General features: G+C 42.6%; 16 protein-coding genes. 5 read left to right on the top strand and 11 right to left on the bottom strand.

Annotated features, from left to right (window positions below):
• Window positions 1–352 precede the first annotated feature (352 nt).
• The 6 genes from LI015_RS10995 to LI015_RS10970 all read right to left on the bottom strand — a co-directional run bounded on the left by LI015_RS10995 (window position 353) and on the right by LI015_RS10970 (window position 4,351).
• The gene (locus tag LI015_RS10995; protein WP_227124986.1) at window positions 353–1,024 is read right to left on the bottom strand and encodes a hypothetical protein; all 672 of its coding nucleotides are present in this window, start codon (window positions 1,022–1,024) and stop codon (window positions 353–355) included.
• Window positions 1,025–1,131: 107 nt separating this feature from the next.
• Window positions 1,132–1,581: a hypothetical protein gene (locus LI015_RS10990; protein WP_002564454.1), complete on the bottom strand. Its 450-nt coding sequence runs from the start codon at window positions 1,579–1,581 to the stop codon at window positions 1,132–1,134.
• A gap of 143 nt (window positions 1,582–1,724) precedes the next feature.
• On the bottom strand, window positions 1,725–2,258 hold the full coding sequence (locus LI015_RS10985; RefSeq protein ID WP_002564453.1) for a flavodoxin family protein: 534 nt from the start codon (window positions 2,256–2,258) through the stop codon (window positions 1,725–1,727).
• Between the two features lie 167 nt (window positions 2,259–2,425).
• Window positions 2,426–2,644 (bottom strand): hypothetical protein, encoded by a 219-nt coding sequence (locus LI015_RS10980; RefSeq protein ID WP_002564452.1) that lies wholly within the window; start codon window positions 2,642–2,644, stop codon window positions 2,426–2,428.
• Window positions 2,645–2,678: 34 nt separating this feature from the next.
• Complete coding sequence (locus LI015_RS10975; RefSeq protein ID WP_227124984.1) at window positions 2,679–3,188, bottom strand: GNAT family N-acetyltransferase; 510 nt, start codon at window positions 3,186–3,188, stop codon at window positions 2,679–2,681.
• A 62-nt stretch (window positions 3,189–3,250) separates the two neighbouring features.
• Window positions 3,251–4,351, bottom strand: coding sequence for a DNA alkylation repair protein (locus LI015_RS10970; RefSeq protein ID WP_227124982.1), 1,101 nt, complete (start codon window positions 4,349–4,351; stop codon window positions 3,251–3,253).
• Between the two features lie 384 nt (window positions 4,352–4,735).
• On the opposite strand from LI015_RS10970, the gene LI015_RS10965 reads away from it, so the two are divergent.
• Complete coding sequence (locus LI015_RS10965; RefSeq protein ID WP_227124980.1) at window positions 4,736–5,296, top strand: DUF4240 domain-containing protein; 561 nt, start codon at window positions 4,736–4,738, stop codon at window positions 5,294–5,296.
• Between the two features lie 67 nt (window positions 5,297–5,363).
• A complete protein-coding gene (locus LI015_RS10960; RefSeq protein WP_118024267.1) occupies window positions 5,364–5,861 on the top strand; it encodes a hypothetical protein in 498 nt (165 codons plus the stop codon).
• A gap of 193 nt (window positions 5,862–6,054) precedes the next feature.
• On the opposite strand, the gene LI015_RS10955 is transcribed toward LI015_RS10960, so the two are convergent.
• The 4 genes from LI015_RS10955 to LI015_RS10940 all read right to left on the bottom strand — a co-directional run bounded on the left by LI015_RS10955 (window position 6,055) and on the right by LI015_RS10940 (window position 10,360).
• Window positions 6,055–7,857, bottom strand: coding sequence for an ABC transporter permease (locus LI015_RS10955; protein WP_227124977.1), 1,803 nt, complete (start codon window positions 7,855–7,857; stop codon window positions 6,055–6,057).
• Complete coding sequence (locus LI015_RS10950; RefSeq protein ID WP_227124975.1) at window positions 7,854–8,537, bottom strand: ABC transporter ATP-binding protein; 684 nt, start codon at window positions 8,535–8,537, stop codon at window positions 7,854–7,856. The genes LI015_RS10955 and LI015_RS10950 overlap by 4 nt, the downstream gene beginning before the upstream one ends.
• Before the next feature lie 89 nt (window positions 8,538–8,626).
• Window positions 8,627–9,664 (bottom strand): sensor histidine kinase, encoded by a 1,038-nt coding sequence (locus LI015_RS10945; RefSeq protein WP_118024282.1) that lies wholly within the window; start codon window positions 9,662–9,664, stop codon window positions 8,627–8,629.
• 9 nt (window positions 9,665–9,673) lie between these two features.
• Window positions 9,674–10,360 carry a response regulator transcription factor gene (locus LI015_RS10940; RefSeq protein ID WP_002591923.1) on the bottom strand — a complete coding sequence of 229 codons (687 nt, stop codon included), beginning with the start codon at window positions 10,358–10,360 and terminating at the stop codon, window positions 9,674–9,676.
• Window positions 10,361–10,654: 294 nt separating this feature from the next.
• Here LI015_RS10940 and LI015_RS10935 point away from each other — a divergent pair, with 294 nt between their 5' ends.
• A complete protein-coding gene (locus LI015_RS10935) occupies window positions 10,655–11,281 on the top strand; it encodes a GyrI-like domain-containing protein (RefSeq protein ID WP_002564443.1) in 627 nt (208 codons plus the stop codon).
• A gap of 87 nt (window positions 11,282–11,368) precedes the next feature.
• Here the strand turns inward: LI015_RS10935 and LI015_RS10930 are convergent, their stop codons facing one another.
• The gene (locus LI015_RS10930; protein WP_166436692.1) at window positions 11,369–11,512 is read right to left on the bottom strand and encodes a hypothetical protein; all 144 of its coding nucleotides are present in this window, start codon (window positions 11,510–11,512) and stop codon (window positions 11,369–11,371) included.
• Between the two features lie 236 nt (window positions 11,513–11,748).
• Here LI015_RS10930 and LI015_RS10925 point away from each other — a divergent pair, with 236 nt between their 5' ends.
• Together LI015_RS10925 and LI015_RS10920 are read left to right on the top strand one after the other, a co-directional pair.
• Window positions 11,749–12,507 carry an EFR1 family ferrodoxin gene (locus LI015_RS10925; protein ID WP_054354315.1) on the top strand — a complete coding sequence of 253 codons (759 nt, stop codon included), beginning with the start codon at window positions 11,749–11,751 and terminating at the stop codon, window positions 12,505–12,507.
• Window positions 12,508–12,711: 204 nt separating this feature from the next.
• Window positions 12,712–13,119 (top strand): hypothetical protein (locus tag LI015_RS10920; RefSeq protein WP_227124973.1); only part of this gene is annotated, 408 nt, incomplete at its 3' end.

Raw genomic sequence — 13,119 nt, 5'->3', positions numbered from 1 at the left:
GTAGCTTTGGGGAACGCTTTTGTAGTTATCAATAGGTATGGAATCCTTTGATAATCATAATCGTCATATCGGAAAAGCCACATATATTCTGAATTGTCCACTATGATTTTTCTGAACGTTCCCATATTGTGTGATTCCTTTCATTAAATAGCATATCCCGGATGAAACGGTTTCCTGGGGCCAAGGTTATTTGCGCGATACCTTGGCGCAGCTAACGACACTACATTCCCAGTCCCGTTCTAAAACAATACCATCAATCTGCTGGGCTTTATATAATTCATCCAATGATTCTCTGGACCTGCCTTGATATGTATTTCCTTCACCATACCGTCACCTGTTACTGTATTCAAGGTCATTGGGTCTGATGAATGTTTTCTTCCAAATAGCGATAGTCATCTAAGAAACGAGGATTATCCCATGTGCTCCTGGCTGTTTGCAGCAATTTTGCGGCACGGGCATAATCTTTATGGCCGATTGCTGCATAAATATCGAGTACAGCGATATTTCCCCCATATAACTTGCTGTTCCGATATGGATTTAATATCCTTTGGCTGCTTTCGTATAATGCCATTGCACGGCCTGTTTGTTTTTGATAGAAGTAACAAAGGCAGAGATTGAGACGATGAACCAATTCTAAATCACCGGACAGTTTCACATCTGATATGCTTTCCAATAGTTCGGCAGCCTTGTCATATTGTTTGAGTTTGCAGTATCCTGCTGACAAATTGATTGTAAGCATGCAGTTTGCAAAGCGACCTTTGGCGAGACGGCGCATTGACTCCACTTCTGTGATGTATTCCTCTGCGCGGTTGGATTCCAACAGATGTACGGCTGCCTGCATCTTTTTCAGATAACGCCGGTTGTAGAGGAGGTTGAATGCTGCTGTGCCAACAACTGCGATTCCTCCGCAAATCAGATAATACTTCCAAAATAAGTCATCTGGGATTTGAAATACTATTTTTACAAAGAGTAACGGCAGTCCCAAACAAAGTCCGGCGATAATAATTTTACCCATTCGTTTCATTAATCTGTCCTCCGATAAAAGCTTTGTTTTGTGCTGGAGATGGCCGCGTTCTCTAGGTTACTGAAGGAATCGGAAAGCTTAACTTTTGATGGGAGACGTCTGGCAAATTAACTATTTAGAACAAAAAGATAGGCATAAATACTTTCTTCAGACCCATGTTCATATCGTTTCATACATCTGATAACAGGCCAAATGACAGTACCGTCCGCTAACTTGACAGAAATATGTATCTCTCCCTGTGGGTCGCTATCATCAGTATTCCATTCTCCACCATATAATTTGATAGCAGATTCTCCAATATATGAAGCTAGACCAAATAAGATTTCACCACGGTTTTTTGAAAGCAGCCCTGTTTCGGAACTCTGCTCATCAAAAAATCTGTCGATTTCTTTCATGCTTTCTAAAGAATAGTCTGCCTTGTAGCCAGATGAATTTAGCGCTTTAACCACCCAATCTGACGCCAAATGAATATCCTCTTCAAGCGTATTATTATGTTTCTTCTCACTACCATTATTTTTCTTAAAAATCATCCTAAAAGTTTTCTTGAAAATCCCCATATCATTCACTCCAAGTCCATTTTATGATTTCCAAGTTCGCTATAGTCCCATATGCCAATCAAGTAATGACATTCATCACGGGAGTCAGATCCAGCCTCCGGCATGCGGCTTAAATCTGTCTCTGTGAACAGGAAGCCCTCTGTTTATATATGGCAGCCCATTTGATAAGCTATATTTATGTAAGGCGTTCCACAGACTTTTCCTGCATCCATAACATTCGTTGCATAAATACGTCCTTTTATCTCATGTTTTTCTAGATGCTCGACAAAACCGTCCAAATCACCTAATGAACGTTTTACTATGTCTTCGCCCAGACCGGCGGAAATAATATAATAAACTTCTTTTTCTCCTAAATGCTGCCATATAGGATATGTCCTGTCAATAAATGTTTTCATTTGAGCGCAAATACCGTAGAAATATACAGGTGTTGCTAATACCAGAACATCTGCTTTTTTAAAAGATTCCAGAACTTCAGCCATATCGTCTTGCTGAACACAAGTGCCATTATTTTTCATACAAACATCGCATGCTTTACAAAATCCTATTTTCTTTTCTGCTAACCGAATCAGTTCCACAGAGTTTCCTTTATCCTCAGCTCCTTTTTTAAATTCTTCACATAATCTTTGAGAATTCCCTTTTTTTCTGGGACTACCTGAAATAATAAGCACATTTTTCATTAAGTATATCCTCCGAATTACGATTTTTTATAAACGCTATCCGCTTATAAAAGTATAGCATGGTCCCCTGATTTCCACAACGGTTTCAACAGTCCCACGGTTTCAACGGTTCAACGGTTTCCCCGTCCGGCTGCCTGTTGCCGCATGCACTTGCCATATGGTATAATTTATCCCGGAAAATTCAGTTTTAAGTATCCCTGCCAGGTCTGTTCTTTCAGGGAAATCTTGCCGACCTGATAGCCGTATTCCGTCAGTTCCTTTTTATAATTCAGGAAAGAATGGTCTATGGATATGCCGGCAAAATCCTGTATTTCTTCAAAGGTAAGCCTGAATGACTGGCTTCCGTTCTTCTGTACATACTCCCACAGGGCGTTGTATTTGCTCATTGTTTATTCCTGCCTTCCACAATTTTGGCTTATATCATCGTGATACCACATAACGGTAATGAGGCATATCCACACCTCTGTAATGTTTTGTCCATGTGCCGGTCATTGTCATACCGTTTCTTATGGCTACGTTTTGGGAAGCTATATTTGTATCCCGGATGATAGAGCAGACTTCATCTGCCTTTAATATTTCAAAAGCATACGTTTTACACGCCTTTGCTGCTTCGATGGCATACCCTTTATGCCAGTACGGCCGCGCAAGAAGATAACCTATTTCAAGCACTTCCGTATCTTTCCACGGCTGCATTGTAAGTCCGCACTGACCTATCATTTCATTGGTTTCTTTTAGAATGACTGCCCATAAACCAAAGTTCCATTTTTGATAACGGAAAATTTGTTTATCCAGCCATTCCTGGACTTCATCATCGCTGAATGCACCTTCATATGCATACATGGTATCCTCGTCCTGTAAGATGCTGCATAAAGAGTCAAAATCGGACTGATTCATCTCGCGCAGATATAATCTCTCTGTATCAAGTATCATATTTACCTCCGAAAATTTGAGTTTATCAAGTATTATGCTGCGGTAATAAATAAAGCCAATACCTATATTGTCAATTCAAAATCCAAGGTATCCTGCTCAGCGCCATTGACAATAAGCGTGACGGAATGTGTTCCCGGATAATGTTTCCTTGTCCTTAAATCTGAGAAGGAATGTTTTTTTATATATGTCTTTTTCTGGTTTGCCTTTAACAAAATCTCCGATATCTGGAATATTTTCCGGCTCAGCCTTCCATCTGCTTTTACATAGCCCATGGCATACTCCAGCCGTACCTTTGTTGTTTCTTTTGCCGAAACTGTAAACGAAAACGTCATATTTTCTCCGAGGGAAATAGACGCAGAGCCTAACGTAAAATCAGCGATATCCACGGAACCGGCATTGTGGTACCCGAAAATATCCAGCACCTCCTGATTTCCTTTTTTAAGCAGTGTCCGGCATCCATGTTTTACAATCCAATCCGTATACTCATGCCTGCCATACCAATCTCTTGCGATTTTTGTAACCAGGCCAGGATGGGTTTTTGAAATATCATTTAAATGATTGGCCACGCTTTTGCGGACATACAGTGATGGGTCCGTGTTCAGCTGCTCCAAAATAGGAAGTACCGGCGACGGGTCCTTTTTGAAGCTGGTCAATGCCTGGCCCCAGGGGAGGGCGGGACGGCAGCCCTCGCTGGCAAGCCGCCGCACATGCTCGTTATCATGCCTGGCCCAGACAGCCATCTGCTGCATCATGCGCGCTTCTTGCTTTATAATAAACGGTCTTACGGCAAACTCCGCAGTTGAAAGCGGGGTATATCGTTCTATGGCGGCCATTGACAAGTCCCAATGGCATTCATCCTGTCCATAGACTTCAACAAAATCCGGAAAGTATATGAGTGCATTATCGTTATACCCTGAAGGATACCCGGCAATGACCTGGTCTATAATACCCAGTGCCTGTTTATAGTCTGCCGGCAGATATTTTCCTAAATTGATAGTGATTTGCCGCATACGGGCCTTCAGTTCCAATGCATCCCATGTTTCGTTCATAATATGGTCCACAAAATCATTTTCCTGGAATGAGGGAAAGACAGCTTTAACACGCGAAGCCAAATCGTGAAGCGAATCGTAATTATAATATTTGTCTTTCATTAATACGGGCATATGTTTCCTCTTTTCAAATGTGATTCAGCCATGGGTATACCCTATCATAAACAGTTTGTCTGACTTCAACAAAAGTATAGCATGGCCGCTGGGATTCCGCAACGTCCCTATCTGCCTGTTGCTGCATACACCCGCCATATGATATAATTTATTTTATGAAGGAATGGAAAGGGGCAATATGCCGACATTTCAAATGGCGGTGGAATGTATAATTGACGCAGAAGCGGAATCTGATTGCGGCCGGGAGCGCCTATGATATGTGGAGAATGCACGGCAGGCTTGAACCCTTTGATGTACATTATGAAATCGAGCCAGAGTATCCATATGAATAAGCCGGGTTACTTGTGATGGGGGACGGAGAGCCGCATTTTAAGGAGACAAAATATGGATAAAGACAATGAAGTTAAAAAAGAGAGAAAATATTATACTTCTGGGCCGGGGAAACCGCCCATTTTTATTCAGGCTATTTTATATGAGAAGAAAATGTCGGCAATTGATTTTTTTCATTTGACAGATGCCTGTCTGGATTGGGAAAAGCAAGGGGACGATATTGCTGTCATTGAACCTCTTGTCACATTGCTTGCTGCCTGGGGAGATGACCTTATTTTTGCGTTCCATGATACCATGGCAGAGCTTTTATATTCGTTAGACACTCAGAAAATTGCAGGGGACATTTATAAGGACAGAAGTTTTTCTGCGGATGAGTTTTTATATATTCGATGTGCTGCATTAATTAATTCCAAACGGTATTACAACGACATTGTCAGCGGCAGAAGAAAACTGAAAGGCAGCCTGTCATTTGAATCTATTCTGTCTGTTCCTGCTTTTGCGTGGGCAAGAGTACATGGTAAATCCGAGAATGAATATCCCCACACAACAAAATATTGTTACGAAACCATGAGCAATATTGAAGGATGGAAAGGAAAGACTGAGAGAGAGGATTGAGGGAATAGATTGCAGAGGGCAGATTGCAGAGCGCAGATTCAGAATAATCTGCAAGGGGAGGTTAAACGTGAATGATCTTCAGAAAAAGATGGATGTATTACAAAAAATAGCAGCAGAGTTTAACAAAGATAATCTTTTATGGGCTATCGGTGCATCACTGCTTTTGTATTTTAAAGGAGTGGCAGAGGTGTTTCATGACATCGACATCATGGTTGATGAAAAAGATGTTGAACGATGCAAAAACATTCTTTTGAACATGGGAACTATGGGTGCTGCCAGCCCTGATCCTCAATTTAAGACCAGGACCTTTATAGAGTTTACCGTGGATGAAGTGGAAATAGATGTGATAGCTGGATTTGTTATAGTAGATAACTGCATGGAACACGATTGCTCCCTTAAACCTGACCAAATTACTGAGTATATCACCATAGGCAAAGAGCGTGTCCCTTTACAGGGATTGGCGCTGTGGCGTCAATATTATGAGTGGATGGGGAGAACGTCTAAGGTTGAATTGATTGACAAATTTGCAGAACACAAAACCGGGAACGGCAAAGGCGAAAGATAAAACCATATGATATGGTTTGGTACAGGAGGCCAGGGCAGGAATCTGCGAAACTTACGGAAAATGATTTCCCTGTTTCGCAGCCTTTGCACCGGCCAAGCCCGGACTTAACCCCGCCCTCCCCCGGACCGGCTTCCCGTCCCGGTGGTAAGTCCCGGCGCATAATGCCAATAACGCAGCTGCAACAATAACGCAGCTACAATTCGTTTATGATTTCTGTTATTTCCATGTCTCTCATTCGCTTTGCAGGGGCATAAACGGCTGCAATCGCTGCCATACAAACAAAGAAAAGGATTATCAGTAAAGGGGCGGCAGGCAGACTTAGGGCAGCGTAGCTGAAGTGAGAGATTATGAGAATGTCATATAAAAGCTTGTAAATCAGCAAACCGGCTGCACAACCCACAAGGCCGCCGGTTAAAGCATAGGTAAAGGCTTCGGCCGCAATCATTTTCGTAATCTGATATTGGTCCATCCCAACCGCCCGCATTGCTCCGTATGATTTTATTCTGGAGGATACGCTCATGGAAATACTGTTTACGATATTCAACACCGTAACCAGCGTAATGATTGCTAAAAACGCGTATATGCAGAATACAAATGCAAAATAAGTGCCGGAATTGTGCTGGCCACGCAGGTCCTTTAATACGCAGTTTTGGTCTAATATGCTGCGGATTGCTGTCACATCTTCATCTGTCACATCCTTTGCTGTCTGTATCATGATGAGAGAGTAGTCAGTGATGCCGGTCAGACGGGTAAATACAGCGCCGGAGGTAACAAGGGTTATTTCTCCATTTGTAAGACCGTTGCTGCTGAAAGGGTTATATTTTAATAAGCCTGCGATTTCAAGCTCTTCATTACCAACATCTATTTTATCTCCGATTTCCAATGTGCTGTCTTTATCCCAGACCGCAAGCACATATTTGCTGTTTCCGTATACCTTTGAAATATTGCTGCCCTTTTTCAGCATACCATCTTTTACAAGGCAGTCCAAATCAAAGTCATCGTAAGAGACAATATCAATCTTAGCCCCACCTGAATGTAATCCTGCGGAAACATCAAAACTGCTTCGGCGCCCGTAAACGCGTTTTACCCCATGCATTCCAATGATTGTATCAGGCAAATCACTGCTGACTGTATTTGAACCGTCAATACTTGTAATGTTTATATCAGATGTGCCGGCTGACTGCGGCATAATATAGCCGACAAAATCGATCAGAACAGAAAAACTTAAGAATAAAATAATACTGAGGGCAAATGAACCTGTCATAAGTATCAGGTTTTTTGCTGCAGACAGGGCGTGATGAATGCCAAGCGCTGTCTCAACTTTAAACAGGCGTGTATTTACTGTGTGGTGTGCATTACCATCATTTTGTGAATTGCCTGAAACGGCTGTGACAGGAGATACTTTTGCAGCCCGTTTTGCGGGAGCTCCTGCGGCGAGTAATACTGTAACGATACCCACAACGATTCCGCTGACAATACCGGGCATGCTGATGCCGAAAAGAGGGATGCCGGAGAATTCTTCACCGACAATAAAACGCAGGGCAGCGCACAGGCACCATGTGACTGCTATTCCAAGCGCAACGCCTGCGGGAATAGCGGTTTTGCACCAGTTCAGGGCTTCCAGTCTCACAAAACGGATTATTTGCTGACGGCTCATACCAAGACAGCGCATCATTCCGAAAAACTTTGTTCTCTGGGTTATATTGCTGTTCATGCTGCTGGAAATCATCAATACGGCCGCTGTCAATATCAGCACGAACAATACACCTGCTGTCAGAAAAAGGGTTTGGGCCATTGTATTAGTTAGCAGGTCCTGAAGGGTCAGGTTTCCATGCTTCTCCAGCAATCGGGACTGCTCCATTTTGACACCCATATCAGCCATGCTGAAAACAGCTGTTACCAAAAAGACAGCAAATACAATGCATAAAAGTGTCATGCTGTTTTGCCGTTTTCTGACCTTTGCGGAGATAGGGATAAGGCTTAGATAGCTTTTCATTGGCGGCACCTCCCAAAATCAGTAAGGACTCCGTCTGATACCTGCAATACCCTGTCCGCGGTTTGCGCAATACTGCGGCTATGAGTAATCATAATAATGGTCTGTTCATATTTTTTTGACGCTTCTTTCAGGAGCGCGATTACTTCGCTGCTGTTTTGTGTGTCGAGATTTCCGGTTGGCTCGTCAGCCAGAATTAACGCCGGACGCGTAATAAGGGCGCGTCCGATTGCAGCGCGCTGCTGCTGCCCGCCGGATAACTGGCTGGGCAAGTGATTGCGGCGTTCTTTCAGATTGAGTATTGTAAGCAGTTCTTCTAAATACTGCCTGTCAGGTTTCTGGTAATCAAGCAGCACCGGAAAGATAATATTCTGCTCAACGGTCAGTTCCGGTATAAGGTTGAAGGCCTGAAAGATGAAACCTATATTTCTTCGTCGGAATATGGTACGTTTGCGGTCGCTCATGGAAAAGATATCGTTGCCGCAAATCATTACTTTGCCGGATGTGGGTGTATCAAGAGCGCCTATCAGATTGAGAAGCGTGCTTTTGCCGGATCCGGATTCTCCGACGATAGCCACATGCTCGCCTTTGGGAACGGAAAAACTGACATTCCTGAGTGCATGCACAGCGGCGTCACCGTTTCCGTAGGTTTTGCAGATATGGTTGATTTCTAATAAATTCATGGTATAAACGCCTCTTTCTGTTTTGATAATCCCAATATAACAGAGCAATCCTACGCCAATATGACTGTAAGCCTACAATTTTGTAGGAATTAGAATTTGGAAGGAATTAGAAAATTTATTGTGATGGAGGTGCCGATGCCTAATGTGCTGTCTGCTTCAATCGTACCGTTATGGGCTTCCACAATCGCTTTTGCTAACGGCAGACCAAGACCGATTCCTTGTGTATCCTTGGAAAACCGGCTCCGATAAAACCGTTTGAAAATATGGTGCAAATCTTCGGGATGAATGCCGCATCCATTGTCCTTTATGGTAATCTGGACAACAGAAGCAAACGCCTGCCATTCGATACGGACAAAACTGCCTTTTTCAGTGTGGTCGAGGGCATTTTTGACAAGATTGCTGACAGCTTCGATGATCCAGGTACGGTCACATAAAAGTGTAATTTCTCCACTGCCGGATAAGCAGATTTCTTTTCCCTCCCTTTGGGCGCGAAACAGGAAATGTTGTTTTACGTTTTCTGCGAGTTCGGACACATGTTCTAAAGACTTCTCTAATATAATCGTACCTGCGTCCAGCTTTGTGATTTTCAAAAGATTCTGCACCAGTGTTTCTATGCGGTCCAGCTCCTGCTCGGAAAGCAGGCTGAATTCCTGAATAACCGGAGAATTTTTTCCTTCGTCCTGTATAATGCCGTTGTAAATATTTAGGGCGGCAAGGGGTGTCTTTAGTTGGTGTGAAATATCTGATATGGTATTTTGCAAAAATTTCTTTGAGTTTGTTTCATTTACGGCATGGGCATTCAAGATAGAGACCAAAGAGTTTACTTCATGGAACAGTCTGTATAGTTCGCCCTCGTCATTACACTCAATGGTAACATCTTTGTTGCCGGAAATAGATTCCTTTATCTGTGATATGGCGTTTTCCATGATTGTATGCTGCTCTCTGAAATACCGGAAACAGAGCATTAATATTATAGCCCCCATACACAGGCTGCTAAATAGGATGCAATACGACGCATTCCTGACCTCAAAGCCTGCTAACAGCGCTGAAATCAATGTAAAAGCTAAGATGGACCACAAAATACCGGCAAAAAGAAATTTGATTCTTCGGTTGGCAAATAGTTTCATCATAACACCTCAGTCTGCTGTATTCCATTTATACCCCATGCCGCGGACCGTGATTATCCTTTCCGGTGCTCCGGGGTTGTCCTCGATTTTTGTTCGGAGCCTGCGGATGTACACCGTAAGGGAGCTGTTATCTATATATTGTTCGCTGCAATCCCATAATTTGCTTAGTATCTGGTCCGGGGAAAGTATCTGGTCAGGATGCTCCATGAACAGGCATAACAATTTATATTCACTGGCTGTCAGGTCGAGCCGTTTTCCGTTTTTATATACCGTTCCTTTCAGAAGCTGAATATGAATGCCGTTGGAGCTGATTTCTGCAGCAGCTGTATTAAAATTTTCGCTCCTGCGAAGAAGTGCGTTAATTCTTGATAAAAATACAGCCAGCTTAAAGGGCTTTGTAATATAATCATCGCCCCCCATATCAAGCCCCATGATAATATCTGTTTCTTCGTCGGCAGCAGTAAGAAACATGACAGGTACTTTTGACATACGGCGAATCTTCCTGCAAAAATCAAAACCGGAACCATCGGGGAGACTTACATCCAGAATAGCCAAATCATAGGATCCATTTGCCCATAATGTGTCAGCTTCCAGTATGGTACGGGCAGCATCTATTTCATATCCCTGCTTTTTTACAGCAAAGGAAAGCCCGCTGATTAAACTCAAATCATCTTCCAGCAAAAAAAGTCTTTTCATCTGTTATCGGTTCCTTTCCCTTAAGGTCCAGCAGCCAATCAGCTGTTGTATCTTAACATCGTAATCGTATTCCCTTTCAAACACCGCTTCTCTAATTGTATACGGTGAGCTGAATAAAATCAACAAGAGAGGGGGAGCGGCCCCGCTTTTAACTTAAATACAATGCTTTCCTTCAAACGGCTTTTTTGTTATACTGAGAGTAATTGTATGAGGATACGGCACCTGTATGGGAGGAGACATAGATTGGAACTGTTTGTAAAACCAGTATTTATTTTAAAGAAAGGAAACTGAGCCATGGCTTTTGATTTTAAGAAAGAATATAAAGAGTTTTATATGCCCAAACATAAACCTGAAATCATAACTGTACCGCCGGTAAATTATATAGCTGTCCGGGGTAAAGGAAATCCAAATGAAGAGGGCGGTGCATATCAGCAGGCGCTGGGGATTTTATATGCAGTGGCCTATACTTTGAAAATGAGTTATAAGACAGATTATAAAATGGAAGGATTTTTTGAATATGTTGTTCCGCCCCTTGAAGGATTTTGGTGGCAGGATAATGTGGAAGGGGTGGACTATTCGGATAAGTCTTCCTTTCAGTGGATTTCCGCTATTCGGTTGCCGGACTTTGTAACGAAAAAGGATCTTGATTGGGCAAAAGAGACAGCGGAAAAAAAGAAAAAGTTAGAATGTTCATCAGCAGAATTTTTAACCATTGAGGAGGGGCTGTGCGTTCAGATGATGCATTTGGGTGCATTTGATGACGAGCCTGCATCTGTGGCCGTTATGGATAAATTCATACAGGAAAAAGGTTATGTAAATGATATGAACAGTAAACGGCTTCATCATGAGATATATATGACAGATGCAAGAAAGACTGCGCCAGAAAAATGGAAAACGGTTATCAGGCATCCGATTAAATAAGAACCATGTTTAGCCAAGGGTACTTATTAAAACAAAAACCATTACAACCGCCAGCAAAATGAGTACCAGAAAAATCAAACCGACGATTTAAACTATCTGCTTTGCCGGGGCCCAGCGCTGTTCCTTTGTGACCAGATATTTAAAGGGGATCGCTTCTTCAATCATATTGTCAATTATTTTATAATGTGATGTATAAAGGATTTCCCCGGAGGCATCCGTAAAGGTAAGCATATCTTTAATCCTTCCTGCTCAGGTATTTTATGGTACATCAGAGGTAGAATGTGTATAAAATTATAACATGCCGCCCTGTTTTCCACAACTTTTTCTGTTTTGATATGCCGGTTGCCGGAGGGACCCCAATATGGTATAATTTACCGGTGAAAGCGGGATGGCATAATCCCTGATATAATGAATGGCCAAATGATAGAAAGCAGAATGTGAAATCGAACATTACGAGGTGGATAGAATTGATCGGAATATATCTGAGCGGTACGGGAAACACCAGGCATTGTGTTGAAAAATTAACAGGACTACTGGATTCCTCCGCAGAATCCATGCCTTTAGAAAGCCGGGGGACCGTTGAGGCAATACGAAATAATGATACGATTATACTGGGATATCCTACGCAGTTTTCAAACGCACCTTATATGGTCAGGGATTTTATACACAGAAATGCCGGTCTGTGGAAGGGAAAAAAGCTGTTATGTGTTTCAACAATGGGTGCGTTCAGCGGTGACGGCGCTGGCTGTACCGCAAGATTACTCAAAAAATATGGTGCAGTTATTCTGGGCGGACTTCATATCCGTATGCCGGACTCAGTATGCGACAGTAAGCTTCTGAAAAAGACACTGAAACAAAACAGAGAAATCATTATTCTGGCTGATAAAAAGATAGAATCTGCCGCGCTGCTTATAAAACAAGGGATATATCCAAAAGACGGCATAACGTTCATTTCCCATTTGGCCGGTTTTTTGGGGCAGCGTCTTTGGTTTTACGGAAAAACAGCAGATTACACGGATAAGCTGAAAATCAGTAAAAGCTGCATTGGCTGCGGGCTTTGTGTTTCCTTATGCCCAATGGAAAATATTTCTATGAAAAACGGAAAAGCAGCTGCGGGTAAAAGGTGTACAATGTGCTACCGGTGTATCAGCCGTTGTCCTGAAAAGGCAATTACGCTTTTAGGCAAAGAAGTAAAAGAACAGTGCGGTTACGAAAAATATCGTTAGGGTAATCCTGGTTTGCAGGCGTTTTGGACAAGCCCAAAGCGGCCGGACAATAAAACACACCATTACCGCCAGGCTCCGGGAAAAACCGGAACCAAAAGCCGGTTATGCCGATGCTCCTTGACACGGCTTAAAAAACCCCTTGCATACAAAGGAAAAATCTGTCATAATATCATCAGAATTTGTTTACAGAAGAAGGGGTTCCATATGGACTATTTGTACTGCATGCCTGATTTGAACAATACCAGGGAAAACTGTGAGAAGATACATAATATACTGGCAAGGATGTCTGACAAGTATAAACTGAATATTGTACCTGAGCCGGTTAAGGCAAAGTATTTTGGCGGTTTGGATTATTACAAGAAATATCGGATTTATAAGGAGATACGGGAAATCGGAGGCAACAGCGCAGAAGCATACCTGCAGGCGGATGAGAAAGAGATGATTCTCAGCGTATGTAAGAACCAGCAGGAGCAGGAGCTTATGAAGAGCTGTATTTATGCCTATTGTTATCCGGCGCAGATGGTGCTTAAATCATTTAATGACAGAGATAAAAAGAAAGGCTCTTTGTCAATAGTTGGGGTGGGATTTGTTAAAATCCCGCCCCAATTCTAT

The sequence above is a fragment of the Enterocloster sp. 210928-DFI.2.20 genome, assembly GCF_020554465.1.
Classification (GTDB): Bacteria; Bacillota; Clostridia; order Lachnospirales; family Lachnospiraceae; genus Enterocloster; species Enterocloster bolteae.
The sequence above is the reverse complement of the archived record's forward strand: the minus strand, read 5'-3'. Positions and strand labels throughout refer to the sequence as shown.

Coding starts and splice junctions, on each gene's coding strand:
- LI015_RS10945 (WP_118024282.1), bottom strand. CDS start 9,664: ATGAAACTATTTGCCAACCGAAGAATCAAATTTCTTTTTGCCGGTATT.
- LI015_RS10930 (WP_166436692.1), bottom strand. CDS start 11,512: ATGCTTACCTTTACGGATGCCTCCGGGGAAATCCTTTATACATCACAT.
- LI015_RS10955 (WP_227124977.1), bottom strand. CDS start 7,857: ATGAAAAGCTATCTAAGCCTTATCCCTATCTCCGCAAAGGTCAGAAAA.
- LI015_RS10970 (WP_227124982.1), bottom strand. CDS start 4,351: ATGCCCGTATTAATGAAAGACAAATATTATAATTACGATTCGCTTCAC.
- LI015_RS10990 (WP_002564454.1), bottom strand. CDS start 1,581: ATGGGGATTTTCAAGAAAACTTTTAGGATGATTTTTAAGAAAAATAAT.
- LI015_RS10995 (WP_227124986.1), bottom strand. CDS start 1,024: ATGAAACGAATGGGTAAAATTATTATCGCCGGACTTTGTTTGGGACTG.
- LI015_RS10940 (WP_002591923.1), bottom strand. CDS start 10,360: ATGAAAAGACTTTTTTTGCTGGAAGATGATTTGAGTTTAATCAGCGGG.
- LI015_RS10965 (WP_227124980.1), top strand. CDS start 4,736: ATGGATAAAGACAATGAAGTTAAAAAAGAGAGAAAATATTATACTTCT.
- LI015_RS10985 (WP_002564453.1), bottom strand. CDS start 2,258: ATGAAAAATGTGCTTATTATTTCAGGTAGTCCCAGAAAAAAAGGGAAT.
- LI015_RS10980 (WP_002564452.1), bottom strand. CDS start 2,644: ATGAGCAAATACAACGCCCTGTGGGAGTATGTACAGAAGAACGGAAGC.
- LI015_RS10975 (WP_227124984.1), bottom strand. CDS start 3,188: ATGATACTTGATACAGAGAGATTATATCTGCGCGAGATGAATCAGTCC.
- LI015_RS10935 (WP_002564443.1), top strand. CDS start 10,655: ATGGCTTTTGATTTTAAGAAAGAATATAAAGAGTTTTATATGCCCAAA.
- LI015_RS10950 (WP_227124975.1), bottom strand. CDS start 8,537: ATGAATTTATTAGAAATCAACCATATCTGCAAAACCTACGGAAACGGT.